The sequence below is a fragment of the Pantoea sp. BRR-3P genome (genome assembly GCF_039621635.1).
GTDB lineage: Bacteria > Pseudomonadota > Gammaproteobacteria > Enterobacterales > Enterobacteriaceae > Pantoea > Pantoea floridensis.
Genome location: NZ_CP155066.1, coordinates 1,859,859 through 1,885,528, shown reverse-complemented (window position 1 = coordinate 1,885,528; position 25,670 = coordinate 1,859,859). Strand labels below are relative to the sequence as shown.

At 51.9% G+C, this 25,670-nt stretch carries 22 protein-coding genes; 9 read left to right on the top strand and 13 right to left on the bottom strand.

Annotation, left to right across the window (positions count from 1 at the left end):
- Positions 1-39: 39 nt before the first annotated feature.
- The 4 genes from AAGR08_RS08715 (at position 40) to pdeR (ending at position 6,655) form a co-directional block, all read left to right on the top strand.
- The gene (locus AAGR08_RS08715; protein ID WP_097097225.1) at positions 40-1,974 is read left to right on the top strand and encodes an exoribonuclease II; all 1,935 of its coding nucleotides are present in this window, start codon (positions 40-42) and stop codon (positions 1,972-1,974) included.
- Between the two features lie 184 nt (positions 1,975-2,158).
- Positions 2,159-4,225: a carbon starvation CstA family protein gene (locus AAGR08_RS08710; RefSeq protein ID WP_345829616.1), complete on the top strand. Its 2,067-nt coding sequence runs from the start codon at positions 2,159-2,161 to the stop codon at positions 4,223-4,225.
- Positions 4,218-4,514: a YbdD/YjiX family protein gene (locus tag AAGR08_RS08705; RefSeq protein WP_097097223.1), complete on the top strand. Its 297-nt coding sequence runs from the start codon at positions 4,218-4,220 to the stop codon at positions 4,512-4,514. Before AAGR08_RS08710 ends, AAGR08_RS08705 begins: the two co-directional genes overlap by 8 nt.
- A gap of 155 nt (positions 4,515-4,669) precedes the next feature.
- Positions 4,670-6,655, top strand: a complete 1,986-nt coding sequence (gene pdeR / locus AAGR08_RS08700) for a cyclic di-GMP phosphodiesterase (RefSeq protein WP_097097222.1) — start codon at positions 4,670-4,672, stop codon at positions 6,653-6,655.
- A gap of 15 nt (positions 6,656-6,670) precedes the next feature.
- On the opposite strand, the gene AAGR08_RS08695 is transcribed toward pdeR, so the two are convergent.
- The 3 genes from AAGR08_RS08695 to araD form a co-directional block, all read right to left on the bottom strand.
- On the bottom strand, positions 6,671-7,537 hold the full coding sequence (locus tag AAGR08_RS08695) for a crotonase/enoyl-CoA hydratase family protein (RefSeq protein ID WP_097097221.1): 867 nt from the start codon (positions 7,535-7,537) through the stop codon (positions 6,671-6,673).
- 145 nt (positions 7,538-7,682) lie between these two features.
- Positions 7,683-8,666 (bottom strand): 2-keto-3-deoxygluconate transporter, encoded by a 984-nt coding sequence (gene kdgT / locus AAGR08_RS08690; RefSeq protein WP_097097220.1) that lies wholly within the window; start codon positions 8,664-8,666, stop codon positions 7,683-7,685.
- Between the two features lie 231 nt (positions 8,667-8,897).
- Positions 8,898-9,596 carry an L-ribulose-5-phosphate 4-epimerase gene (gene araD, locus AAGR08_RS08685; RefSeq protein ID WP_345829614.1) on the bottom strand — a complete coding sequence of 233 codons (699 nt, stop codon included), beginning with the start codon at positions 9,594-9,596 and terminating at the stop codon, positions 8,898-8,900.
- Between the two features lie 338 nt (positions 9,597-9,934).
- Here araD and osmB point away from each other — a divergent pair, with 338 nt between their 5' ends.
- Entirely contained in the window at positions 9,935-10,153 is a 219-nt protein-coding gene (gene osmB / locus AAGR08_RS08680) for an osmotically-inducible lipoprotein OsmB (protein WP_097097218.1), read from the top strand.
- A 73-nt stretch (positions 10,154-10,226) separates the two neighbouring features.
- On the opposite strand, the gene yciH is transcribed toward osmB, so the two are convergent.
- From yciH to pgpB, 5 genes are all read right to left on the bottom strand, one after another.
- Entirely contained in the window at positions 10,227-10,550 is a 324-nt protein-coding gene (gene yciH / locus AAGR08_RS08675) for a stress response translation initiation inhibitor YciH (RefSeq protein ID WP_097097217.1), read from the bottom strand.
- Complete coding sequence (gene pyrF, locus AAGR08_RS08670) at positions 10,550-11,257, bottom strand: orotidine-5'-phosphate decarboxylase (protein ID WP_345829613.1); 708 nt, start codon at positions 11,255-11,257, stop codon at positions 10,550-10,552. Before pyrF ends, yciH begins: the two co-directional genes overlap by 1 nt.
- Before the next feature lie 202 nt (positions 11,258-11,459).
- Positions 11,460-12,629: a lipopolysaccharide assembly protein LapB gene (gene lapB, locus AAGR08_RS08665; protein WP_097097215.1), complete on the bottom strand. Its 1,170-nt coding sequence runs from the start codon at positions 12,627-12,629 to the stop codon at positions 11,460-11,462.
- A 6-nt stretch (positions 12,630-12,635) separates the two neighbouring features.
- Positions 12,636-12,941: a LapA family protein gene (locus tag AAGR08_RS08660; protein WP_097097214.1), complete on the bottom strand. Its 306-nt coding sequence runs from the start codon at positions 12,939-12,941 to the stop codon at positions 12,636-12,638.
- A 128-nt stretch (positions 12,942-13,069) separates the two neighbouring features.
- Entirely contained in the window at positions 13,070-13,834 is a 765-nt protein-coding gene (pgpB, locus tag AAGR08_RS08655) for a phosphatidylglycerophosphatase B (RefSeq protein ID WP_345829611.1), read from the bottom strand.
- A 229-nt stretch (positions 13,835-14,063) separates the two neighbouring features.
- On the opposite strand from pgpB, the gene ribA reads away from it, so the two are divergent.
- On the top strand, positions 14,064-14,657 hold the full coding sequence (gene ribA, locus AAGR08_RS08650) for a GTP cyclohydrolase II (RefSeq protein WP_097097212.1): 594 nt from the start codon (positions 14,064-14,066) through the stop codon (positions 14,655-14,657).
- A 34-nt stretch (positions 14,658-14,691) separates the two neighbouring features.
- Here ribA and acnA read toward each other — a convergent pair whose 3' ends face one another.
- From acnA to topA, 4 genes are all read right to left on the bottom strand, one after another.
- Entirely contained in the window at positions 14,692-17,373 is a 2,682-nt protein-coding gene (acnA, locus tag AAGR08_RS08645; protein ID WP_345829609.1) for an aconitate hydratase AcnA, read from the bottom strand.
- Between the two features lie 629 nt (positions 17,374-18,002).
- On the bottom strand, positions 18,003-18,161 hold the full coding sequence (locus tag AAGR08_RS08640) for a YmiA family putative membrane protein (protein WP_097097209.1): 159 nt from the start codon (positions 18,159-18,161) through the stop codon (positions 18,003-18,005).
- Between the two features lie 494 nt (positions 18,162-18,655).
- Positions 18,656-19,630 (bottom strand): HTH-type transcriptional regulator CysB, encoded by a 975-nt coding sequence (cysB, locus tag AAGR08_RS08635; protein WP_007892425.1) that lies wholly within the window; start codon positions 19,628-19,630, stop codon positions 18,656-18,658.
- A 192-nt stretch (positions 19,631-19,822) separates the two neighbouring features.
- Complete coding sequence (topA, locus tag AAGR08_RS08630; protein WP_345829606.1) at positions 19,823-22,420, bottom strand: type I DNA topoisomerase; 2,598 nt, start codon at positions 22,418-22,420, stop codon at positions 19,823-19,825.
- Between the two features lie 371 nt (positions 22,421-22,791).
- Between topA and AAGR08_RS08625 the strand changes: the two genes are divergently transcribed.
- Positions 22,792-23,040, top strand: coding sequence for a DUF2498 family protein (locus tag AAGR08_RS08625; RefSeq protein ID WP_345829605.1), 249 nt, complete (start codon positions 22,792-22,794; stop codon positions 23,038-23,040).
- 26 nt (positions 23,041-23,066) lie between these two features.
- Here AAGR08_RS08625 and sohB read toward each other — a convergent pair whose 3' ends face one another.
- Positions 23,067-24,113: a protease SohB gene (gene sohB, locus AAGR08_RS08620; RefSeq protein ID WP_345829604.1), complete on the bottom strand. Its 1,047-nt coding sequence runs from the start codon at positions 24,111-24,113 to the stop codon at positions 23,067-23,069.
- A gap of 174 nt (positions 24,114-24,287) precedes the next feature.
- On the opposite strand from sohB, the gene AAGR08_RS08615 reads away from it, so the two are divergent.
- Positions 24,288-25,052 (top strand): YciK family oxidoreductase, encoded by a 765-nt coding sequence (locus AAGR08_RS08615; protein ID WP_345829602.1) that lies wholly within the window; start codon positions 24,288-24,290, stop codon positions 25,050-25,052.
- Positions 25,049-25,636 carry a cob(I)yrinic acid a,c-diamide adenosyltransferase gene (gene cobO / locus AAGR08_RS08610; RefSeq protein ID WP_345829600.1) on the top strand — a complete coding sequence of 196 codons (588 nt, stop codon included), beginning with the start codon at positions 25,049-25,051 and terminating at the stop codon, positions 25,634-25,636. The genes AAGR08_RS08615 and cobO overlap by 4 nt, the downstream gene beginning before the upstream one ends.
- The last annotated feature ends 34 nt before the right edge of the window (positions 25,637-25,670 follow it).

Sequence of the window (25,670 nt, the reverse complement as noted above, 5' to 3'; positions counted from 1 at the left end):
AACTGTCAGCCGCTCTTAGGCCACGAAACTATATAAATTATGTTCCAGGATAATCCGCTGCTCGCGCAGCTTAAAGAGAAGCTTCATGCGCAGACTCCGCGTGTTGAAGGTGTTGTTAAAGGTACGGAAAAAGGCTTTGGCTTCCTTGAAGTTGATGCTCAAAAAAGCTACTTCATTCCGCCACCGCAGATGAAGAAAGTGATGCACGGCGACCGCATTCAGGCCGTGATCCACACCGATAAAGACCGCGAGAGTGCCGAGCCGGAAACCCTGGTTGAGCCGTTCCTGACCCGCTTTGTCGGCCGCGTACAAAGGAAGGACGATCGCCTGTCGATTGTGCCGGACCATCCGCTGCTGAAAGACGCGATTCCGTGTCGCGCCGAGCGTAGCGTGAGCCACGATTTCCAGAACGGGGATTGGGCAGTGGCAGAAATGCGCCGTCACCCGCTGAAAGGCGACCGTGGCTTCTATGCTGAACTGACCGAATTCATTGTCACGGCGGACGATCATCTCGCCCCGTGGTGGGTCACGCTGTCACGTCATAACCTCGAACGCCAGGCGCCTGACGTCGGCTTTGGTGAGATGCTCGACGAAAATCTCCAGCGTGAAGATTTAACCGCGTTGCATTTTGTCACCATCGACAGCGCCAGCACCCAGGATATGGATGATGCGCTGTATGTGGAAGAGAATGCCGACGGCAATCTGTCACTGACTATCGCTATCGCCGACCCTACCGCTTATGTCGCGGAAGGCAGCGAGCTGGATAAGCTGGCCGCTAAACGCGCCTTTACTAACTATCTGCCGGGCTTCAACATTCCGATGTTACCGCGCGAGTTGTCTGACAACGTGTGTTCACTGCGTCCGAACGAACGTCGCCCGGCGCTGGCGTGCCGCGTAACCGTGTTGAAAGATGGCAGCCTGGCTGACGATGTGCACTTCTTTGCCGCGTGGATCGAGTCCAAAGCCAAACTGGTTTATGACAACGTCTCCGATTGGCTGGAAAACAGCGGCAGCTGGCAGCCCGAAAGCGAGGCGATTGCTCAGCAAATTCGCCTGCTGCATCAGCTGTGCCTGGCGCGCAGCGAGTGGCGTCAAACCCATGCGCTGGTGTTCAAAGATCGTCCGGACTACCGCTTTGTGTTGGGCGAGAAAGGCGAAGTGTTGGATATCATTTCCGAGCCGCGTCGCATCGCTAACCGCATCGTTGAAGAATCCATGATCCTCGCTAACGTCTGTGCCGCAAAAGTGCTGCAGGAGAAGCTGGGCTTTGGTATCTACAACCTGCATACCGGTTTCGACCTCGCCAATGCAGAGCAGGCCGCAGGCGTGCTGGCAGGTCACGGCATCACCGTTGATCCACAGGCGATTACCACGCTGGAAGGCTTCCGCCAGCTACGTCGTGAACTTGATGCGCAGCCTACGCAGTATCTCGACAGCCGCATCCGTCGCTTCCAGTCTTTTGCGGAAGTCAGCACCGAGCCAGGCCCGCACTTTGGTCTCGGTCTTGAAGCCTACGCCACCTGGACGTCGCCGATTCGTAAGTTTGGCGACATGATAAACCATCGTTTGCTGAAAGCGATTGTGCGCGGTGACAGCATTGCCCGTCCGCAGGACGAGCTGACGACGATCATGAGCGAGCGTCGTCGCCTGAACCGTATGGCTGAACGCGATGTCGGTGATTGGCTCTATGCGCGCTTCCTGGCGCCGTTTGCTGGTACCGATCGCAAGTTCAGCGCCGAGATCATCGACGTGTCACGTGGCGGTATGCGCGTCCGCCTGCAGGAAAATGGCGCGGTCGCCTTTATTCCTGCTCCGTTCATCCACGCGGTGCGTGATGAGCTGGTGTGCTCTCAGGAGAGCGGCACCGTGCAGATTAAAGGTGAAGTCGCTTATCGCGTCACCGACATCATTGATGTGACCATTGCGGAAGTGCGCATGGAAACCCGCAGCGTGGTTGCCCGTCCAGCCGCCTGAGCATGAAAACTCGCGGGATAACAGCCGTTATCCCGCATTTCATTGCAATCACCTTCGCAAAGGTTAAATTTGCTTTCTGCTTCACACTTCTGCTGCTAACCCCTGTCGTTAACAATTCATTACATTACTTTTAACTTGTTGTATTCGATCGCCTCTTTTCCCGGTCTCTACAAGGAGTTAACTCATGAACAACGTCAAAACCGGAGTCATCTGGTTAGCGGTGGCGTTAATTGGCGCAGGCGCATTTGCCATGCTGGCGCTCAGTCGCGGCGAACACGTCAACGCCGTCTGGCTAGTGATTGCCTCGGTCGCCTGCTACAGCATTGCCTACCGCTTTTACAGCCTGTTTATCTCTAAACGCATCTTTGAACTGGACGATCGTCGTCGCACACCCGCGGAACGCTTAAGTGACGGCCTCGATTACGTCCCCACTAATAAATGGGTGCTGTTCGGCCACCACTTTGCGGCGATTGCTGGTGCAGGTCCGCTGGTTGGCCCAATTCTCGCGGCGCAAATGGGTTTTCTGCCCGGCACTATCTGGATTCTGGTTGGCGTAATGTTTGCCGGTGCGGTGCAGGACTTTCTGATTCTGTTCATCTCTACGCGTCGTGATGGCCGTTCGCTCGGTGAGATGGCGCGTCAGGAGCTCGGTTCGTTCGCGGGCGTGGTTACCATGCTCGGTGCGTTGGGCGTGATGATTATCATCCTCTCAGCGCTGGCGCTGGTGGTGGTAAAAGCGTTAGCAAACAGTCCGTGGGGCTTGTTTACCATCGCTGCCACCATTCCGATTGCGCTGTTTATGGGCGTGTATATGCGCTTCCTGCGGCCGGGAAAAATTGCCGAGGTGTCGATTATTGGCTTCGTACTGATGATGGCGGCGATCATCTACGGCGGCAACGTGGCAGCCGATCCTTATTGGGGGCCGCTCTTTACGCTCAAAGGCACTGAGTTGACGTGGGTGCTGGTGATCTACGGTTTTATTGCCTCTTCGCTGCCGGTGTGGCTGCTGCTGGCACCACGCGATTATCTCTCTACTTTCCTGAAAATCGGCGTCATCATTGGTCTGGCGATTGGCATTCTGTTTGCTATGCCGGAAATGAAGATGCCCGCCGTCACCAAATTTATCGATGGCAGCGGCCCGGTATTCTCCGGCGCGCTGTTCCCGTTTCTGTTTATTACTATTGCCTGTGGTGCGATTTCCGGCTTCCACGCATTGGTCTCGAGCGGAACCACACCGAAGCTGGTGGAGCGCGAAAGTCATATTCGCTTTATCGGCTATGGCGCGATGTTGATGGAATCGTTCGTGGCGATTATGGCGCTGATTTGCGCTTCGGTGCTCGACCCGGGCGTTTACTTTGCCATGAACTCTCCTGCCGCACTGATTGGGACTACGGTGGAAAGTGCCTCGCAGGCCATCAACGGCTGGGGCTTTGTCGTGACGCCGGAAATGTTGAGCGGCATTGCCCGCGACGTCGGCGAAAGCACGATTCTGTCACGTGCCGGTGGTGCGCCGACCTTTGCCGTAGGCATGGCGCATATTATTACCGAGGTATTTAACAGCCGGGCCATGATGGCGTTCTGGTATCACTTCGCGATTCTCTTTGAGGCACTGTTTATTCTTACTGCGGTTGATGCCGGTACCCGCGCCTGTCGCTTTATGGTGCAGGACCTGGTGGGCACCGTGGTACCGTCGATGGCCAATAACCGTTCATGGCTGGGTAATATGGCCGGCACCACCGTGGCGGTAGCAGGATGGGGCTTCTTCGTTTATCAGGGCGTGGTCGATCCACTTGGCGGGATTAACACGCTGTGGCCACTGTTTGGCATCGGTAACCAGATGCTGGCGTCGATGGCGCTGATTCTCGGCACCGTTGTCTTGTTCAAGATGAAGAAGCAGCGCTACGCGTGGGTCACTATTTTACCTACCGCCTGGCTGTTCATCACCTCAATGACGGCCGGATGGCAGAAGATCTTCCACGAGAAGCCCTCCATTGGTTTCCTCGCGCAGGCGAACAAATTCAGCAAAGGTATCGATGACGGCATCGTTATCGCTCCGGCCAAGACCGTTGCCGATATGCAAACCATCGTGTTTAGCAATCAAATTAACGCGGCCCTGTGCGCCTTCTTCATGCTGGTGGCGGTCACCATGCTAGTGGCAGCCTTCTTCGTGATCCGTCGCGCACTCAACAGCACAGTGCCGACTACCCATGAATCCGAAATCTCCCTGCGCAAAGAGGTGCGAAATGTCTGAGTCCATTTTTCAGTGGAGAAAGCCCACCGGTGCGTGGCAAATTCAGCACTGCTTACCAATCACACCTGCAGCGGGTGGGCAAAATCTTACGCGCTGGCAGCGACTCTGGCGGGGTTTGCAGCAAAGTTTTCGTTTAATGGTCGGCGTTCATGACTATGAAACTTATCTGAAGCATATGCGCGAACATCATCCAACGCACGCTCCAATGGATGAGCGCGCTTTTCACCGTCACTGCCTCGATGCGCGCTTTCCCAGCCAGCCAGGCAAGCTGGGTAAGTGCCCTTGCTAAAGACTTCAGCCCCGTTTATCGGGGCTTTTTCGTGCCATTCTTTAGTAAAAACAAAAATATATTTAATTTGCACCTTGTGCTGACGCAGGAGGTTGAATACTGTTGCTAAAATAATGAGATACCGCCCGCTGAGCATTCCCCCGGAGGAAGTTTCCATGACCGATGAACAAGGGCAAACGTTGCTATATACCTTGTTTGGCACCACCAGCCCTCATTGGCGTTTAACTTCAGATAGTGATGCTTTGCATTTTGCCGAAGATGAGAACGCTAACACCAATATGGCGGTTCCGCTTACCCCCGCGCAGGCCAGTTTACTTCGCGCGATGACGGTCATTACCTCCAGTATCAACCTTACGCTGTCGCTGCACGGCGAGCCGGTGCCGATGCATTTCGTCGGCCGTAAAGTTAACCAATCAACCTGGGCAGGAACCTCCTCAGCCTGGGGCGATACCTCCGCCGTCGCGCGAGATTTGACGCTGGGCTTATCTTTTGCCGAGCAGGTGGTTTCTGAAGCAAACTCGGTGATTGTGATCCTCGATCAACGCGGTAATATTCAACGATTTAATCGCTTGAGCGAAGAGTATACCGGGCTGAAAGAGCAGGAAGTGATTGGCCGCAACGTGTTTCAGCTGTTTATGACTAAACAGGAAGCCCAGGCATCACGGCGCAACATCACCGGCTTCTTCCGTGAAGGCAGTTCATATGAAGTTGAGCGCTGGATTAAAACCCGCAAAGGTCAGCGACTGTTTCTGTTTCGTAATAAGTTCGTACACAGCGGTAGCGGGAAAAATGAAATTTTCCTCATCTGTTCTGGAACCGACATCACAGAAGAGCGTCGAGCGCAGGAACGGCTGCGTGTTCTGGCCAATACCGATACGGTGACCGGATTACCTAATCGCAACGCCATCCATCAGCAGATCAGCCTGGCACTGGAGCTGGCAAAGGGCAGTCAAACCGGCGTGGTTTATCTTGATTTAGATAATTTTAAGAAGGTTAACGACGCCTATGGCCACATGTTCGGCGACCAGCTGCTGCAGGCGGTATCGTTAGCCATCCTCAGCTGTCTGGGTAAAGATCAAACCCTGGCGCGTCTTGGTGGCGATGAATTCGTGGTGCTGGCGGAACACACCAGCCAGGCCGCGTTAGAAGCGATGGCGTCGCGCATTCTTGAGCGCCTGCGCCAACCGTTCCGCATTGGCCTGATTGAGGTCTATAGCGGCTGCTCGATTGGCATCGCCCTCGCCCCGCTGCATGGCGAAGACCGCGAAAGCCTGATTCGTAACGCCGACACGGCGATGTACCACGCGAAAGAGAATGGTCGCGGTAAATTCTGCGTGTTCGCCAATGAGATGAACCAGCGCGTGTTCGAGTATCTTTGGCTGGATACCAACCTGCGTAAAGCGCTGGAGCTGGATCATCTGGTGGTGCATTACCAACCGAAACTCAATGCTAAAGGCGACGTGGTTAGCGCAGAGGCGCTGGTACGCTGGAATTCTCCCGAACGCGGTTTGGTGCCGCCGGGCGACTTCATTTCCTATGCGGAGGAGTCAGGATTGATTGTGCCGCTGGGTCGCTGGGTCATGCTCAATGTTCTGCAGCAAATCATTAAGTGGCGTAGTGAAGGCATCTACCTGCGTGTCGCCGTGAATGTTTCAGCTAAGCAGCTGATCGATCAAAGTGTTTATACCGATCTAAAACATGCCTTAAGTGAAGCGGGCCTGACGGATTGTCCGATTGATATCGAACTGACGGAAAGCTGTTTAATTGAGAATGAAGCGGGCGCCCTGATGTTGATGAAGCAGTTTCAGGAACTTGGCGCAGAGATTCATCTTGACGATTTTGGTACCGGCTACTCTTCTCTTTCCCAGCTGGCGCGTATCCCTATTGATGCCATTAAGCTGGATCAGAGTTTTGTGCGTAATATCAATATGCAACCTGTTGCACAATCGCTGGTCCGTGCGATTGTTGCCGTTGCTAAAGCCCTTAAGCTGCAGGTGATTGCTGAGGGCATTGAAACCGAAGCTGAAGAGAAGTTTGTGATGGCCAACGGTGTCGATGGGCGGCAAGGTTATTATTATGCAAAACCAATGCCCGCAGAAGAGCTCGGGCATTGGCTGGCTAAGCATCCTGCCCGCGTCTAATGCCGGTTAGCGAGATTAACCGGCTTTGCGCATGGAAGCGCTATGCCGGTTCTGCAGTTGTACCAGACGTTCCATATAGGCAATGTCTTTCGGTTCCAGCGTGAAGGCATAATCTACCCAATCCTCCGTTATATCCATCAGTTCTGCCCGTGACAGCTGCAGCACACGTTGACGTGCTTTGAGCATGGCACGTACGCCATTCAACTTTGGACGTAGCGTGTCGATAAAGGTCCGCGTAGTGCGATAACCATCGCCCGGCTGGAACACTTTATCGACCAGGCCACGCGTCTCATACCACTCCGCGCTGTGTGACTCCCCTTCCATAATCAGCTCTTCGGCCAGCTTCATGCCAGACCGACGCGCCACCAGGGAGTAACCGCCCATGCCGGGGAACAGGTTGAAGGCGATCTCGGGGAACCCCATGCGCGCACTGTTCTGCGCCAGAATGAAGTGGTGTGCCAGCGCCGCTTCAAAACCGCCACCGAGCGCACTGCCTTCAATCATTGCCAGGGTCACCGCTCCGGTATCAAACCCCCGCGCTGCGGAATGGATGCAGTCGACACAGGCACGTGCATAAGCGCGCAGCGCTTCACGACGATTATTGCGAATGCACTCTACGAAGAAACGCAGATCGCCGCCGGCGTTAAACATCTGCGGTACTAACGAACCCGTGACCCAAAAATCAATTGGCAGACCGGAACGCTGGGCGGAATAGCTCAGGTTCATGATCTCCTCGATTAATTCGTGGTTAAAACTCGGGCGTGGTTGCGCACGCAGCATCATCCACATGGTGTGGCGGCCCTCTTCATAGTAGGCCGCGAGCTGTGTGGTTTGTCCAACTTCGGTGAACAGTCTGCATGTGGGTTGGTTAATTACTGTCATTGTCTCATCCTCTGTTTATGTTTATGTGGTGCGTTAAACGCCACATCAGCGTAATCCAGAGTGAGGCCAGACCAAATGAGAGATTGATTTATAAAGCAAAATCCAGAGATATCCCCGACCATCGGCCGGGGAAGCATTAGCGGGCTTACTTGATGGCAGCGCGTTGCCCTACGGCAACATGAGAACGCTTAACGCGTCTTGAATAAACAGCGGTGATGATAGGCACGATTACAGACGTCACTATCACCGACGTGGCGACTAATGCCGTGGCAGCAGGAGCAACCGGTTTAAACTGCGGCAGCATTTCTGCAATCAGGACCGGCGTGGCGACCGCGGCTCCGGCAGTGCTGGAAGCCGCGATTCCCGCCGTGCCGTCGCCGCCACCGATGAAGCGGTCGGCAATAATCAGAGGAATGCCGGTAATAATGATGACCGCAACACCCAGCAAAATGCCCAACATCCCCGTTTGAGCAATCACCGCCAAATCGATGGTATTACCCAGCGCGAAAGCGAAGAAGGGAATCAAGGTGTGAACCGCTTTACCAAAGAAATCGCGCAGTTCCGGATCGAGATTGCCAAGCGCAAATCCGACAATAAACGGCAGTACTGCGCCAACAAAAACGTGGGGTTCAAATGAAGCGATGCCTGCGGTACCGAGGATCACCATGGTCATCAGCGGTCCCGATTCCAGCGACATCAACACAAAGGCTCCCGCCTCCTCTTTCGATCCATATTGCTGCATGATTGAGGCATATAAACCGCCGTTGGTCATATCCATGGCGGCTACCAGGGCTAGCGTAGAAAGACCAGCAAACATCCCCACTTCAATACCATTTTCCGGCATCACGCGTGAGGCAATCGCCGCGACAACCCAGGCGACGGCAATTTTAGTGAGGACTAGCGTACCGGATTTACGCAACACCGTGCCGGTGGCGCTCAGTTTGATTGACGCCCCCATGCAGAAGAACCACACCGCCAGGATCGGTACCGTACCGCTCATCAAGCCATTAGTAAAAGAACCGAAATATTTACCCGCGCCGGGGGAAAAAGTATGGCATAGCGCGCCTAAAAACAGCGGAATCAACATCATACCGCCAGGAATTTTATCGATTGCCCGTTTAATATGCATAGGTCTGTCACCTTAACTGAGCCAAAGGGAGGTGCGTTTCAATTGCCGGAAGGCATGGGGAGCAAGATAACGGCGGGTGACAAGGAAAAAAGTGATCGCACCTTTATTCATGAAACAGTGTTTTATTTTTATTGGTTGATCATTTTGAATTTATGATGTGCATCGCCATACCAGTTGAAATGGCGGGAAAAAGAAAGGCGCCCTCAGGCGCCTGTCTCATTTTGCATACCCTTAATTCTGTCCATACCATGCGTTTTGACCATGTTTGCGCAGGTAGTGTAGATCGAGCAATGTTTGAGAAATGGGCGTTAACTCAGCTTGAAGCCTGGCAGTGTGCAACGCCATATAGGCAACTTCCTCCAACACCACGGCGCTATGCACCGCAGCGTGCGCATCTTTACCCCAGGCAAAAGGACCGTGTGAATTAACCAACGCAGCCGGAACGGCATTGGGATGAATCCCTCGTTGTGCGAAGGTTTCAATAATCACCTGCCCGGTATTCCACTCATAATCTCGCTCTATTTCTTCACGCTTCATCTGGCGCGTGCAAGGGATGGTGCCGTAGAAATCATCCGCATGCGTGGTACCTAATGCAATAATCTCACGCCCAGCCTGAGCCCAGATAGTCGCGTGGCGCGAGTGCGTGTGAACAATACCGCCAACGTCCGGCCACGCCAGATAGAGTGCGCGATGCGTCGCCGTGTCAGATGACGGGCGCATTTTGCCTTCTATAATATTGCCGCTGGCTAATTCCACCACCACCATATCGTCGCGCCGCATATCCTCGTATTTCACGCCAGAAGGCTTGATCACAAGTAGACCGCGTTCGCGATCCACGGCACTGACATTGCCCCAGGTAAAGGTCACCAGGTTATAGCGTGGTAAATCGAGATTCGCTTCCAGTACCTGCTGCTTTAACGCTTCCAGCATGATTTTTCTCCTGAGAACTGTGATACCTCAATTGTGAGGAGCAGGCCAGGAAACCGTTATGGAAGGAATCGCTATAAAAGCAGCGAAAAGTGGCTGAGGCACCAAAAATGCGGTGTAAATTAAGACTTTTCTATCTTCGGAAACAATGCGCAAAGTTTAGACTTATCTAAGCATTGATGCGGACCTGATCTCTCCCAGTTTGAATGCTGTTGCAGGATGAATAGGGCAACGCATTTTACGGTGATTATCGACGGCATAGGATGTGACGAAGGAGAATTTTGGAGGACAACATCTATACTTACAGTGTTACCTCTGTGTTAACAATCAAGGAGAAGTGAATGACTACAACAATGAAACGTTTAACCGCAGCCTTACTGGCTACCACTTTAGTTGTTGCCTTGAGCGGTTGCTCCAACTGGTCGAAACGCGATCGCAATACCGCAATTGGTGCGGGTGCGGGTGCCATTGGTGGTTCCGTGCTAACCAACGGCAGCGGGCTCGGTACTATTGGCGGCGCGGCCGTCGGCGGTATCATCGGCCATCAGGTGAGTAAGTAATAAAACAATAATACGCAGGCTACGCAGCGCATCTACCGATCAACGGGCCACCGATAACGTGGCCCGAACTGTTTCAACCGCCGGCGAGTTTTACTTTCATACCCTTGGCTTCCAGCAGCGTCTTAATCACATCGCGCTTGTCGCCCTGGATTTCGATCACGCCCTCTTTTACCGCACCGCCACAACCACATTTTTTCTTCAATTCAGCGGCGAGCTTTTCAAGTGCTGCATCATCAAGATCGATACCGCTGATCAGGCAAACGCCCTTTCCTTTGCGACCACTAGTCTGACGCTGAATTCGTACAATGCCATCGCCTTTTGGTCGCGGCGCTTTCTCTTCTTCGTGCGTAATGCGACCGCTATCCGTCGAATATACCAGTCGATTGTCCTGAGCCATTATGCCTCCTGTAAGCTATGCAGGATTTGCTGCAGGGTTGCTGCCGGATCGGCGGATTGGGTAATTGGACGACCAATAACCATATAATCCACACCCGCCAGTTTAGCCTGCTGCGGCGTCATGATGCGTCGCTGATCGCCTGCATCACTGCCTGCGGGCCGAATGCCAGGCGTTACCAGCGCAAAATCCTTGCCAATTACCTGCTTAAAGTGCGCGGCTTCTTGTGCAGAGCAAACCACGCCGTGCAGACCGCAATCATGGGTTAAACGCGCCAGGCGCTCTGCCTGCTCAGCCGGGGAAAGTGTAATACCCAGACCTTTCAAATCGCTCTCATCCATGCTGGTTAACACGGTGACGGCAATCAGCAATGGTGCATCTTTCCCAAAGGGTACTAACGCTTCACGCGCCGCATTCATCATGCGCGCGCCACCGCTTGCATGAACATTTACCATCCACACGCCTAAATCGGCAGCGGCTGCCACAGCATGTGCCGTCGTGTTTGGGATATCGTGAAACTTGAGGTCGAGGAACACTTCAAAACCGCGCTCCTGCAGCAGCTTCACCAGTGCAGGACCAAATAACGTGAACATCTCTTTGCCCACTTTCAGCCGACACTGGCTTGGATCAATGCGGTCAACAAACTGCAGCGCGCTGTTGAGATCATGATAGTCGAGAGCCACCAGAATGGGTGAAGTGGTTACAGGCATAACGTTTCCTCAGTGACAGGCACCCGCAGGCGCGATGGACAAACGGCAAGCATTCTACCTGCGCAGAACGGTGACCACAATCACGCTACCAAATCTAACGAACCTGACCGACGAGCCTATGCACGATGTTGAGGAGTCGCAAAAGCGTAAACCCTACTGTATGTTGTAACTATATCGTGCTATAAAAAGAACATCACGGCCACTATTGGCCGTCGAGTCCACGAATGGGTTTAACGGAAGACCACGCACGACAGGATGGACAATGCCAGTACAGTGCATGCGCCGTAAATCCACACTTCTGGCAGCGATAGCGCGGTTTGGTGCGGATCTGTTCACCTACCATGTCACGCAGGACCATCAAACTCTCTTTCGCCCGTCCATCTTCAGCTTCATGTAAGTGGAAATCCATCAGGCGATGGAATACGCGCATTGTCGGATGCCGCTGCAGCTGACGATTGATGTATAACTGCGCGGCTTCTGGGCCTTGCTGCTGCTCAAGGATGTCGGAGAGATAGAGTTCTGCCGCTGCGCCCGTGTTCTCATCAACGCAGCGTTGTAAAAATTGGGCCCAGTTTTCGGCTTGATTCAGTCGCTGATAGCAGGTTTCCAGCATAGGCAAGGTTTCGCTTACCAGTTCTTTATCCTGCTCCAGCACGCGCTGCAATCGGCTGGCAGCTTTGGCGTACTCGCCCTGCTCCATCAGAATACGGCCCATCATGATCGAAACACGCGCACTCTGATGATCGGCTGATTCACCCTTTTTCAATAGCGTCATTGCACGATCAAGGTCATCACTGCTTAGCGCCTGTAATGCCAGCTCGCAATAGAAATGGGCGATTTCACCTTTTTGTTTGTCTTTACCGAGTTTAACCAGTTTTTCGGCCACTTCGATGGCCTTTTGCCAGTCGCTGGTCGCCTGATGAATCAGTAACAGTTGCTGGAGCGCACCAATGCGAAAATCCGTTTCTTCCACCAGCTGACCAAACATGTCTTCGGCGCGGTCGTAAAGCCCCGCTGCCATATAATCACGTCCAAGTTGCTGGATCGCCAGCAAACGCTGTTCGTAGCTGAGCGAAGCGCTTTCCATCAATGCCTGGTGAATACGAATAGCGCGATCAACTTCGCCTCGCGAACGGAACAGATTGCCCAGCGTCAAATGCGCCTCAACTGTGCCGCTGTCCTCTTTCAACATATCGAGAAAGAGATCAACCGCTTTGTCCTGTTGATTGGAGAGTAAGAAGTTAACCCCCGCCACATATTCACGTGACAGGCGATTCGCTTCTTGTTGCTTATCCTGATGCGCACTGCGGCGGCCCATATACCAGCCATACGCCGCCGCAACAGGAAGAAGCAAAAACAGCAGTTCAAGCATCGAAAATTAATCCCGACGGCTAACAGTAGGTGACGTTGTCACAGCAGTAGCTTGCTCATTTTGCGCCTGAATACGCTTTAGTTTTCGCTGCGCGTTGGCCAGTGATACGCGTATGCGTAGCCAGAACAGACCACAAATCGCCCAGCCAAGCAGGAACCCGGCGCCAAACAGACTGGCGAGTAAAGTAGAAATACGAAATTCGCCCTGCGCAAGCAGATAATTAAAAGTGATGACCTGGTCGTTATGCGCTCCGAGCGTAACGGAGATAATAAAAATGACCAAAACCACGAGAAAAATTAGCAAATATTTCACAATGCATCCTGTCGAGAGGTTATCCAAGAGAAGTATGCCAAAAAAGCGCCATTGATGCTGCTTATCCCCGCATCAGTTAGCGCATTTTTCTGCAAGCGCAATCAATCATATGGGGACAAATAGCGTAATTACAATCCATCATCGCGCTGCGCAATCTCCTTCTGCTCTGCGGGGGGAACCGTTAGAGGGCCGCAAAAACGCTGGGCCAACAGGGTTGCTAGCGTCACCAATACCCAGGAAATGATTGTTGCCATAACTACATCACGCGGCCAGTGCATACCCAGTAATAGGCGGCTTCCCATCACCATTGTTGCCCAAATAAACAACACTGCGACCGTCTTAATATGCCTGCGTGGCCATAACAGGCCGATCGCCAATAACGCCCAGCTGGCTGCAAACATAGTATGCCCGGAAGGAAATGCATAGCCGGTTTCAAAGGCCCAATGATTTTTTAACCATTGAGGCAGCTGCGTATCATTGGCCAATAAGGTGGAAACCATCTCACTGCGCTCGGTACGATGCAGCTGATAGAACTCATCGCCGCTAATGCCATGGCTTTTTTCCAGCCAAATCACATAGGGTCGAGGTTCCTGGACATGCTCTTTAATGGAGGTTTTGGTGTACTGGCCGGCAAGAATTGCCCCATTCATTATGAGAATAAGCAAAATCGCGGGTTTGAGACGAAAACGTAAGCACCATAGCATCCAGGCACTGAGAATAATGCTGGTGATAATCCCCCATGGGCTGGTTACGGTTTCCGTCATCCAAAACAACAGGCGCAGTATCTTACTGCTTTCTCCTGGCTGCCACTGCCAACCCGATATCCACACGCCCACGGGCATCAGCAATAATAAAAACGCCCCGAAGGTGGTCCGCTTGATGATGTTTAACATTCGCTTCCTTTAAGATCTGCTGCAACACGCGCGGCATGCATAACTTTAGCTGAAAAAAGAATAACATACCCATTGCGGCTTGGATAATTGTGCTTTATCACTACAATCACTCTGACCGATTAACGGCGAGAGTTCGGGTTGTGGCACAATAGCGTAAGTTTCATCGGGCCACCTGGGCCCGTGCGTTATCATGATGATAGCGCATCCTCTGAAGGTTCTGGAGAGTCACATGCAGCTTAAACGGGTAGCAGAAGCCAAACTGCCCACGCCATGGGGAGATTTCCTTATGGTTGGTTTTGAAGAACTGGCAACCGGGCACGACCATGTCGCGCTGGTTTATGGAGATATTAGCGATCACAATCCGGTACTGGCACGCGTCCATTCCGAATGCCTGACTGGCGATGCCCTGTTCAGCTTACGCTGCGACTGCGGCTTTCAGCTGGAGGCCGCGTTAACGGCTATCGCTGAAGAGGGGCGCGGTATCTTGATGTACCATCGCCAGGAAGGCCGCAACATTGGTTTGTTGAATAAAATTCGTGCTTATGCCTTACAGGATAAGGGCTACGATACGGTTGAAGCGAATCATCAACTCGGTTTCGCCGCGGATGAGCGCGATTTCACCTTGTGTGCAGATATGTTCAAACTGTTGGGCGTCAATGAAGTGCGCTTGCTAACGAATAACCCACGCAAGGTTGAGATCCTGAGTGAAGCCGGTATTAACATCGTAGAGCGTGTACCGCTGGTTGTGGGGCGTAATCCAAAAAATGCCCACTATCTTGATACCAAAGCCGAAAAGATGGGTCATCTGCTACCGAAGTCTTGAGCAGATAAAAAAGCCGGGAAATCCCGGCTTTTTTTTAATTGAGCATGTTGCGTATCACATAGTGCAAAATGCCATCGTTCTGGTAGTAGGTTAGCTCATTGCCGGTATCGATTCGGCAGCGCGTTTCCAGCGTCTCTTTACTCCCATCCACGCGTGTCAGCGTTACCGTCACGGTTCCACCTGGCTTAAGTTGCGCCAGATTCGCCACATCAATGTACTCTTCACCGGTTAATCCTAACGTTTTGCGAGTGACACCTGCGGGAAACTCTAGCGGTAAAATGCCCATGCCAATCAAATTGGAACGGTGAATACGTTCGAACGATTCGGAAATAACCACGCGCACGCCTTGCAAGCGTGGACCCTTTGCAGCCCAGTCACGGCTGGAACCTGAGCCATACTCCTTGCCGGCGATCACCGCTAACGGTACGCCTTCCTGCTGATACTTCATCGCCGCGTCATAAATCGCTAGCTGCTCGTTACTGGGGAAGTGTTTGGTGTAACCTCCCTCCACCCCCGGCACCATCTCATTGCGTATGCGGATGTTGGCGAATGTACCGCGCATCATCACTTCGTGGTTACCACGACGCGAGCCGTATGAGTTGAAATCGGTGCGTTCAACGCCGTGCGAGAGTAAATAGCGTCCGGCAGGACTTTCCGCTTTGATGCTGCCCGCAGGCGAAATGTGGTCAGTTGTTACGGAGTCACCGAGCATCGCCAGAATGCGTGCGCCCTTGATATCTTGTACTGGCTGCGGTGTTTTCTCCATATCATCAAAGAAGGGTGATAAACGAATATAGGTGGAATCGCCGTCCCAATCATAGGTTGCCGCTTCGCTGACCTTGATCTGTTGCCATTCAGGCGTGCCGTTAAAGACCTCAGCGTACTCCTTGTGGAACATATCGCTGGTCACTTTTTGCACCGCCGCTGCAATTTCTTCAGGCGACGGCCAGATATCTTTCAGGAATACATCATTGCCCTGCCGATCTTTTCCAAGCGGATCGGATTGCAGGTTGAGCTTCATATTGCCCGCTAATGCATACGCCACCACCAGCGGCGGAGATGCCAGCCAGTTGGTTTTGATCAAGGGATGAATACGACCTTCAAAATTACGGTTACCAGAGAGCACGGCAGCAACCGTAAGATCACCCTCTTTGATGGCGCTTTCTATAGCATCAGGCAATGGGCCTGAGTTACCGATACAGGTGGTACAGCCATAGCCGACCAGATTGAAGCCCAGATCGTTCAGGTAAGGCGTTAATTGCGCGACGTCCAGATAATCAGAAACCACCTTCGAACCAGGCGCCAGCGAAGCTTTAACCCAGGGTTTACGCATCAGTCCGCGCTCAACTGCATTCTTCGCTAGCAACCCCGCAGCCATCAACACGCTTGGGTTAGAAGTATTGGTACAGGACGTAATAGCAGAAATCACCACGGCGCCATCATCTAACTGATAACTTTTACCGGTTTCACTGTCGCGATAGCTCACGGTTTTATGCGGCTTTTGCGCCTGATTGATTTCAAGTTCATTACTGGCAGCAAAAGCATCAGGAACATCACCAAGCGATACACGATCCTGTGGACGTTTTGGTCCAGCCAGGCTGGATTCGACTTCGCCCATATCCAGCGCTAAGGAACTGGTAAACACAGGCTCGTCCCCAGCGTTACGCCACATTCCCTGCTGTTTAGCATAGGCTTCGACCAACTCTACCTGCTCCTGGTCACGACCGGTGAGCGTCATGTAACTAAGCGTCACTTCATCAACGGGGAAGAAGCCACAGGTCGCGCCATATTCGGGCGCCATGTTGGCTATAGTGGCGCGGTCAGCAAGCGGCAGATCTGCTAAGCCATCGCCGTAAAACTCAACGAATTTACCGACTACGCCATGCTTACGTAGCATTTGAGTGACGGTTAGCACCAGATCGGTCGCGGTAATACCGGGACGCAATTTGCCGGTGAGTTTAAAACCGACCACATCAGGAATGAGCATAGAGACCGGTTGGCCCAGCATCGCCGCTTCGGCCTCGATGCCGCCCACCCCCCAACCCAATACGCCCAGCGCATTGATCATCGTTGTGTGCGAATCGGTCCCAACCAGCGTATCGGGGTAAGCAACCTCTTGCCCATTTTGCGTTTCATGCCACACAGATTTGCCGAGATACTCCAGGTTCACCTGATGACAAATGCCGGTGCCCGGTGGTACAACGCGAAAGCGGTTAAAGGCTTTCTGGCCCCAACGCAGGAAAACATAGCGTTCATGGTTGCGTTCCATTTCTAAACGTACGTTTTCGTCGAAGGCTTTGTTATCGCCGAAATGGTCAACGGTAACGGAGTGGTCAATCACCAAATCAACGGGCGAGAGCGGATTCACTTTGGCGACATCACCGCCAAGACGTTTTACCGCCTCACGCATAGCGGCTAAATCCACCACGGCGGGAACGCCGGTGAAGTCTTGCATTAGAACACGGGCTGGCCGATAAGCAATCTCACGATCGGCATGCGCTTCTTTTTGCCATGCTACCAGTGCCTCAATATCTTCGGCCGTAACCGACTCTCCATCTTGCCAGCGCAACAGGTTTTCAAGCAGGACTTTCATTGACTTGGGCAAGCGATCGATGTTGCCCAATTGCTGAGCTGCTTTCGGCAGGCTGTAATAGTGATATTTTTTTGCCCGAACATTCAGCGTGTCCTGACTGTGCTCGCGTAACGTTAACGACATAGCGCCTCCATGTAAGTAGATCTCTTTTTAAACCTCAGTGACTGCAAGGTTTAGCTTAAAGATAGACCACATTTTCGTTAACGTTTTGATAACAACACGAATTGACACATTTTAACGTAATAAAAAATGCCCCGACATTTGTCAGGGCATTTCAAGTAATTCATTTTTAATTTGCGTTAGGGATTACATCATTGCCCAAAAGGCTGCTGCCCAAAAAGCAAACGAAAAGGTATATACGCCAAACCAGGATAAGGTTGTTGTATTGAGGTTCATGATTCACTCCCTCCCGGATTCCGGGCAAAAAAAGTCCACCGTCGTCAGCGTTGTACTGATGACACCGTTTTTTTAATGCTGAGTGTTAAAGGACGGGCTTTTAACTTGCCCACCGGATAATCCGGCAAAATGAGGGACTAAATAGCGCTATAAAGAGCGGAATGCACACTGCGTTATTTGGACTTCGGATCCATGAATGATTCGATAAAATTACGTTGATTCTCACTCAATTCCCACGATGCAGGAATGGTGACTTGCGGTTCTTTCGAAACAACGTCTTTCGCTTTACATGCTGGCGTTTGCGACTGACGCGCAGCAACCGGGTGTTTACGACTAAGAGTATTTGCCCACATGGCTTAACCCCACATACGCCAAATCATTAATGCCACCACTACCCAGAACAGTGCTGAAGCAGCGAAGACAGTCAACCAAGCCTTGCGACGAGTGTTACCAGAACGCTCAACTTTGGTGCTTTTAGTCCGGAAATCCGGCTGTACAGTTATTCTCGTGTTCATAGTTTTTGATAATCACTCTCAATAAAACGATTGATGACAACGATTAAGATTTAGGACGAATCCTAAACTTGTTAAGACCGAAAATCCAGTTATTTTTATTGAGCACAACGATTAACGCTATTTATCAAAACACAAAAAATTGATGAGATAAATTTAATTGCCACGATAACTATTAATTAAATAGTTACATTGTAAATTTGAGTTAGCACCAAATTAGATCCACTTTAAATTTGAGTTTAATTCGCTAACCCAGTAAAAAAGCCCTTCTCCATCAACTCTTAACTGGAGTATGGGAATATTCCTGGCGTGCTGCAAAGTAGCAAGGTAAAAATTGTGTACTGATTCGCATTTAATAACTAACAATAGAAAAACATGTGACCCATGTTTCATTTACATAAAAATAATGGAATTTTTTTGATCTACTCGTGGCGCTAAGCGCTATGGGATTCCGAAGGTGCCCACTGGACACCTTGGCAAAATAATGAGTTAGGTAATTATTTGAAAGGTAATTTGATATCGCGGAACATCGCTTCAATATCTTCATTAGAACGCAGTGCTACCGCAGCATCCACCACATCACGCGTAAGATGAGGTGCGAAACGTTGAATAAAATCATACATATAGCTACGCAGAAAAGTGCTGCGTCTGAAGCCAATTTTAGTCGTGCTATTGGTAAAGATCTCTGAAGCTTCTATACGCACCAAATCCGGATCGGCAATGGGGTCTACTGCCATGCTGGCGATAACCCCCACACCTAAGCCTAAACGCACGTAGGTCTTAATCACATCCGCATCGGTAGCGGTAAATACGATGCGTGGCGTCAATCCTGCTCGGTTGAATGCAGTGTCCAGCTCTGAACGCCCGGTAAAACCGAAGGTGTAAGTGACTAAAGGAAAATCTGCCAACTCTTCAATCGTCACATTTGATTTGCCCGCAAGCGGATGATCGGGCGTCACAACGATGGCGCGATTCCAGTGATAGCAAGGCAGCATAATCAAATCGTCATACAGATGCAGTGCTTCAGTGGCAATAGCAAAATCCGCATTCCCCTTGGAAACCGCTTCAGCAATTTGTGTCGGCGAGCCTTGGTGCATATGCAGCGAGACGCGTGGATAGCGTTCAATGAAACCCTTAATCACGCCAGGAAGCGCATAGCGTGCTTGTGTGTGCGTCGTCGCGACATAGAGCGATCCCTTATCTGGCCAGGTATGTTCACCGGCGACAGATTTAATCGCATCCACCTTCGATAAGACTTCACGCGCAATACGAATAATCTCTTCACCCGCTGGCGTGACCTGAGTCAGATGTTTACCACTGCGAGCAAAAATCTGCACGCCGAGCTCATCTTCCAGCATGCGTACCTGCTTGCTGATGCCGGGTTGCGAAGTGTATAAGCCTTCGGCGGTCGATGAGACATTGAGATTGTGATTGACCACTTCGACGATGTAACGCAACTGCTGCAATTTCATAGTTATATCTTCCTGGTAGCGACAGAGGTGCATTCCCTGCAGGCGTGTTTCCGCCTTGATGACAGCAGAGGGAGGGAAAGCGAGTCAGCGAAACGAAAAGAGTTCTATAACTACTATATCAGTTAAGGGAAGAATGTAGAACGATTAGCTATAAGGATAAGAGAAAGGCCAGCTGACGCTGGCCTTGGAGGATTACTTCTTAGCTTCCTGCCACTTGCCGTCAATATAGAACATTGACCAGCCTGTAGCTTTGCCGTCTTTTTCTGATGAAACGTATTGCTGCTTTGTTTTGCGACTAAAACGTACCATCGTCTTATTACCTTCCGGATCGGCGGCGGGCGCTTCCGACAGATATTTCAGCTTTTCAGGGAGACGATCGGCAAAGCGTTGCAGCTCTTCCACTAAAGGCGCACGTGTTTCACGCGATTTAGGGAAGGTATTGGCAGCAAGGAACACGCCAGCTGCGCCATCACGCAATACAAAATAAGCATCTGACTTTTCACACGGCAACTCTGGCAGCGGCACCGGATCTTCTTTTGGCGGGGCGACATCACCGTTGCGCAAAATTTTGCGGGTATTTTTACAATCATCATTGGTACAAGCCATGTACTTGCCAAAACGCCCCATTTTCAGGTGCATTTCAGAACCACATTTCTCACACTCAACAACAGGACCGTCATAGCCCTTGATACGGAACTCGCCCTGCTCGATTTCGTAGCCATCACACTCTGGGTTGTTACCGCAGACGTGCAGTTTACGCTGATTATCGATCAGGTAGCTATCCATCGCCGTACCACACTTCTGGCAGCGGCGACGTGCGCGCAGCGCGTTGGTTTCGGCATCATCGCCTTCCAGCACGTTGAGAACTTCATTTTCCGGAATCAGGTTAATGGTCTGCTTACAGCGTTCTTTAGGCGGCAAAGCATAGCCAGAACAACCCAGGAAAACACCGGTGCTGGCAGTGCGGATCCCCATAGGACGGCTGCACGTCGGGCAATCAATCGACGTTAATACCATCTGGTTCGGCTGCATGCCGCCCTCTTCCGGATCTTTTTCAGCATGGTCTAACTGCTGGCTGAAATCACTGAAGAAAGAGTCGAGCACGGCTTTCCACTCGGCTTCGTTATTGGCAACCTGGTCGAGGCTGTTTTCCATGCGTGCGGTGAAGTCATAGTTCATCAACTCGCGGAAGTTCGCTTCCAGACGATCGGTGACGATCTCACCCATTTTTTCAGCATAGAAGCGGCGGTTCTCTACGCGAACGTAACCGCGATCCTGGATGGTCGAAATAATTGATGCATAAGTCGATGGACGGCCAATTCCGCGCTTTTCAAGCTCGCGCACTAGCGAAGCCTCGCTGAAGCGCGCCGGCGGCTTGGTAAAGTGCTGGCTTGGCATCAGCTCTTTCAAATCCAGCGTGTCGCCGACATCAACCGGTGGCAGCGTCAGATCTTCATCATTCTTGCGCAGCGCAGGCATCACGCGCGTCCAGCCATCAAAACGCAGCGTGCGCCCTTTGGCTTTCAATTTGAATTCAGCCGCGCCCACGGTCAGCGTGGTGGAATCGTACTGCGCCGGTACCATCTGGCAGGCAACAAACTGACGCCATATCAGCTGATACAGTTTTTGTGCGTCAGCTTCCATATCTTTCAGCTGTTCTGCCACGACATTCACATCTGAAGGACGAATCGCTTCATGCGCTTCCTGCGAGTTCTCTTTGCTGGCATAGGTGTTCGGCGCTTCTGGCAGATATTTCTTACCAAAGCTGCTTTCAACGTAGCCACGCGCCATCGCCACCGCATCCTGGCTCAGGTTGGTGGAGTCGGTACGCATATAAGTAATGTGGCCGGCTTCATACAGACGCTGTGCCATCATCATGGTCTTCTTCACACCGAAGCCAAGACGCGTGCTGGCTGCCTGTTGCAACGTAGAGGTAATGAAAGGTGCAGAGGGTTTGCTGCTGGTCGGTTTATCTTCACGATCCAGCACTTCATAACGCGCTTTCTGCAGAATAGCGACCGCAGCGTGAGTTTGCTCACGATTGACCGGGCGGAACGCCTTATCATTTTGATGCGTAACCTGCATCGCCAGATCGGCACCTTTTGGCGTGGCAAAATCAGCATTGATTTCCCAATACTCTTCCGGCACGAAGGCTTTGATCTCGTGCTCGCGTTCCACCACCAGACGAACAGCAACAGACTGTACGCGGCCGGCTGACAAACCGCGGGCTATTTTTTTCCACAGTAGCGGCGACACCATGTAACCAACGACGCGGTCCATGAAACGGCGAGCCTGCTGGGCATTAACACGTTCGATATTAAGCTCGCCCGGCTTCTCAAACGCCTGACGAATTGCATTCTTGGTGATTTCGTTAAACACCACGCGGCTGAAACGCTTGTCATCGCCACCAATCACTTCCCGCAGGTGCCAGGCAATGGCTTCCCCTTCGCGGTCAAGGTCGGTTGCGAGATAGATGTGGTCGGCATCAGCAGCAAGGTTTTTCAGCTCAGCAACCACTTTCTCTTTGCCAGGCAGAATTTGATAATCCGCTTCCCAGCCATGCCAGGGATCAACACCCATACGGTTGACTAATGCGGCTTTCTCATCCTTCTTAACCTTTTTGCCAGTTTTCGCCTTTTCCCCGTCGGCACTTTTACGGGCAGTTGAACCGCTGGTCGGCAAATCACGGATATGACCGACGCTGGATTTCACCACGTAGTCATTACCGAGGTATTTATTGATTGTTTTGGCCTTTGCCGGGGACTCAACGATTACGAGTGCTTTACCCATATGTACCTTTACCTAAATGAAACGTCCTGATAAACGGGAGAGAATTGGAGGTCCCAAAACCCAATGGGTTCAATATTGCTGCCAACATTTCTCATTTCAAGGCAGCAGGGATAATCTCAGGCCAGATTGCGTCGACTTCTGCAACTTTATGATTAGGAGCGAGTTTTCCATCTGACAGTATCACACATCCGGGTGTGATCTCCCTGAAAGCTGAATCGCCCACACTCTACCTGATAAAATCCGTTACGCAACTTAATTAGCATTCTGCTTAATTTTGCGCCAGTTTTATAACGCAATGCTGATTTGCTGAACGCGATGACTCGCAAGTAATATAGAAGGAGAAAATTGGCTGTCAAAAAAAGGAGTGGAAAATGTCAGAACCAATGGAATCTATTTCACGCCAGGCGTTACTGGAAATAGCGAATCAGTTAACCAAAGAGCACGACGATTATTTTATCGGATTAGAAGCGAATGATGTGATTCAACAAGGTGACGTACTGGTGTTTCGCGGCCCCTATTTTCTTGATGATGAAGGCTTGCCCACCGCCAAAACCACCAAGGTGTTTAATGTGTTTAAACACCTCGCCGTTGAGCTCTCCGCTCACTATCGTCTGGCATAAAAAAGCCCGGCATTTGCCGGGCTCGATTACAACAGTGGCTTGTCGCCGCGCTGCCACATTTTCAGAATCAACCGTTCAACGGCCAAACTGGCGCTGTTGGTAAAGCGATCCATCATTTTACGCTTACGGGCATAATGCACGCCCAGCACGGTGAAGCGCTCCATATGATTAATGATCAGCGCATCGCTGGTGCCAATTTCGTCAATCAGCCCTAAATCCAGCGCCTGACGGCCATACCAATGTTCTCCCGTCGCCACTTTGTTCAGATCAAGTGATGGGCGCATCTGCTGTACAAAATCTTTGAACAGCTGATGGGTTTCGTTGAGATCTTCCTGGAACTTCTCACGCCCTTCATCAGTGTTCTCACCAAATAGCGTCAGAGTGCGCTTATACTGGCCGGCGGTGTGCAATTCGACATCAATATCGTTGCGTTTCAGCAGACGATTGAAGTTAGGTATCTGCGCAACCACGCCAATGGAGCCAATAATAGAGAAAGGCGCCGCAACGATACGATCTGCAACGCAAGCCATCATATACCCCCCGCTCGCGGCCACTTTATCTACCACAGCGGTAAGCTGCAGTCCCGCATCGCGCAGGCGTTGAAGCTGGGAAGCAGCCAAACCGTAGCCGTGCACCACGCCGCCGGGGCTTTCCAACCGTAGCAGAACTTCATCGCCCGCCGTTGCCACTGCCAGCACGGCAGAAATTTCTTCACGCAACGAGGTCACTTCGCTGGCATCCATGCTGCCTTTAAACTCAAGTACATAAAGCGTAGGTTTTGCCGCTTCGCTGATGCCTGCTTTGGCATTGCGCTTTTCGGTTTTGGCTTTGTGCTTCTCTTCTTTCTTATGCTGCTTCAGCCATACTTTTTGTGCCTGTGGCTTCATTTTAGCGAGCTGAAGATCTTCCTTCATCTCGCGATAATCGTCGTCGAGATGCGTCAGGCGCAGTTGACCGCCGCTATGACGTTTACGCAGCGCGGCATTGAGCACAATCAAAACAATAGCTGCAATCGCCACCACCACGGTGACGGCTTTAGCCAGAAATAATCCGTAACTGGAGAAAAAATCCATTCTGCCGCCTTATTAAACAGTAAATTACAACGGGCTCAAGTTTACCCGCTTTACACCTTGCCGTCGCCTGAAATGCCGCCAGGCGGCACAGAATGCGAGGCAGATCGATTGCACCTGACGGCGATTTAAGGCATAAAGCCAAAAACCTGCTGATCCCCTATAAAGGACATCGCTGTGCATTATCAACCGAAAAGCGACCTGTTGGAAAATCGTATCATTCTTGTCACCGGTGCTTCAGACGGTATTGGCCGTGAAGCCGCCCTTACCTATGCGCGCTATGGCGCACGCGTCATTCTGTTAGGGCGCAATGCGGAGACGCTGCAGCGCACGGAACACACTATCAACCAACTGAATAAGCAGCCTGCCGCGTCATTTTTACTGGATCTCGCCGACGCCACGCCGGAAAGTTGCCAGCAATTAGCGCTGCAGATCGCTGCCCTGGTGCCTCGTCTTGATGGCGTGCTGCATAATGCCGGCATCCTCGGCGAAATCGTGCCGCTGGAAGAACTTGATCCCGCCATCTGGCGCAATGTCATGCAGATTAACCTTGATGCCACCTTCTATTTAACCCAGGCCTTGCTGCCGCTGCTATTGAAATCAGATGCTGGCTCGCTGGTATTTACCACATCCAGTGTCGGCAGGACCGGACGTGCTGGCTGGGGCGCTTATGCGGTATCAAAGTTTGCTACTGAAGGTATGATGCAGGTGCTGGCTGATGAGTATAAAAATCGTCATCTGCGCGTAAACTGCATCAATCCTGGCGGTACGCGCACCAAAATGCGCGCCAGCGCATTCCCGGAAGAGGATGCGAATTTGCTCAAAACACCCGCCGACTTGATGCCGCTCTATCTCTATTTAATGGGCGATGACAGCCGCCGTAAAACGGGCATCAGCTTTGATGCGCAGCCTGGACGTAAAGCGGGGCCCGCTACCGCATGAGCGATCGCCACCAGCAGCGACAGCAGCGCCTGAAAGAACAGGTAGATGCACGTATTTCCGCCGCCACCGAAACGCGCGGCATCTTGATGGTATTCACCGGTAACGGCAAAGGTAAAACCACCGCTGCATTTGGCACTGCGCTGCGTGCCTGCGGTCACGGCAAAAAGGTCGCCGCCGTGCAGTTCATCAAAGGCGCATGGCCAAACGGCGAGCGCAATTTGCTGGAACAGCACGGCGTTGAGTTTCAGGTCATGTCCACCGGATTTACCTGGGAGACACAAAACCGCGATACCGATACTGCCGCCTGTCGTGTGGTGTGGCAGCAGGCACGCCGACTGTTAGCGGATGAGAGCCTGGATCTGGTGATCCTCGATGAAATCACCTACATGGTAAGCATGGATTATCTGGAGCTGGATGAGTTAATTCAGGCGCTACAACAACGACCATCGCAGCAAAGCGTAATTATTACGGGCCGCGGCTGCCATCGCACGCTATTGGATATGGCGGATACCGTGACGGAAATGCGTCCGGTTAAACATGCATTTGATGCCGGCATTCAGGCACAGCAAGGCATAGACTGGTAAATCAGTGACGCCACACCATGCGGCGTCACTTTTC

What these genes read in the sequence shown, in the direction of transcription:
- kdgT (WP_097097220.1), bottom strand. Translation starts at nt 8,666, where the DNA reads ATGCATATTAAACGGGCAATCGATAAAATTCCTGGCGGTATGATGTTG.
- osmB (WP_097097218.1), top strand. Translation starts at nt 9,935, where the DNA reads ATGACTACAACAATGAAACGTTTAACCGCAGCCTTACTGGCTACCACT.
- pgpB (WP_345829611.1), bottom strand. Translation starts at nt 13,834, where the DNA reads ATGTTAAACATCATCAAGCGGACCACCTTCGGGGCGTTTTTATTATTG.
- cobO (WP_345829600.1), top strand. Translation starts at nt 25,049, where the DNA reads ATGAGCGATCGCCACCAGCAGCGACAGCAGCGCCTGAAAGAACAGGTA.
- lapB (WP_097097215.1), bottom strand. Translation starts at nt 12,629, where the DNA reads ATGCTTGAACTGCTGTTTTTGCTTCTTCCTGTTGCGGCGGCGTATGGC.
- AAGR08_RS08715 (WP_097097225.1), top strand. Translation starts at nt 40, where the DNA reads ATGTTCCAGGATAATCCGCTGCTCGCGCAGCTTAAAGAGAAGCTTCAT.
- topA (WP_345829606.1), bottom strand. Translation starts at nt 22,420, where the DNA reads ATGGGTAAAGCACTCGTAATCGTTGAGTCCCCGGCAAAGGCCAAAACA.
- yciH (WP_097097217.1), bottom strand. Translation starts at nt 10,550, where the DNA reads ATGGCTCAGGACAATCGACTGGTATATTCGACGGATAGCGGTCGCATT.
- cysB (WP_007892425.1), bottom strand. Translation starts at nt 19,630, where the DNA reads ATGAAATTGCAGCAGTTGCGTTACATCGTCGAAGTGGTCAATCACAAT.
- AAGR08_RS08695 (WP_097097221.1), bottom strand. Translation starts at nt 7,537, where the DNA reads ATGACAGTAATTAACCAACCCACATGCAGACTGTTCACCGAAGTTGGA.
- AAGR08_RS08625 (WP_345829605.1), top strand. Translation starts at nt 22,792, where the DNA reads ATGTCAGAACCAATGGAATCTATTTCACGCCAGGCGTTACTGGAAATA.
- AAGR08_RS08710 (WP_345829616.1), top strand. Translation starts at nt 2,159, where the DNA reads ATGAACAACGTCAAAACCGGAGTCATCTGGTTAGCGGTGGCGTTAATT.
- pdeR (WP_097097222.1), top strand. Translation starts at nt 4,670, where the DNA reads ATGACCGATGAACAAGGGCAAACGTTGCTATATACCTTGTTTGGCACC.
- pyrF (WP_345829613.1), bottom strand. Translation starts at nt 11,257, where the DNA reads ATGCCTGTAACCACTTCACCCATTCTGGTGGCTCTCGACTATCATGAT.
- AAGR08_RS08705 (WP_097097223.1), top strand. Translation starts at nt 4,218, where the DNA reads ATGTCTGAGTCCATTTTTCAGTGGAGAAAGCCCACCGGTGCGTGGCAA.
- sohB (WP_345829604.1), bottom strand. Translation starts at nt 24,113, where the DNA reads ATGGATTTTTTCTCCAGTTACGGATTATTTCTGGCTAAAGCCGTCACC.
- AAGR08_RS08640 (WP_097097209.1), bottom strand. Translation starts at nt 18,161, where the DNA reads ATGAACACGAGAATAACTGTACAGCCGGATTTCCGGACTAAAAGCACC.
- araD (WP_345829614.1), bottom strand. Translation starts at nt 9,596, where the DNA reads ATGCTGGAAGCGTTAAAGCAGCAGGTACTGGAAGCGAATCTCGATTTA.
- ribA (WP_097097212.1), top strand. Translation starts at nt 14,064, where the DNA reads ATGCAGCTTAAACGGGTAGCAGAAGCCAAACTGCCCACGCCATGGGGA.
- acnA (WP_345829609.1), bottom strand. Translation starts at nt 17,373, where the DNA reads ATGTCGTTAACGTTACGCGAGCACAGTCAGGACACGCTGAATGTTCGG.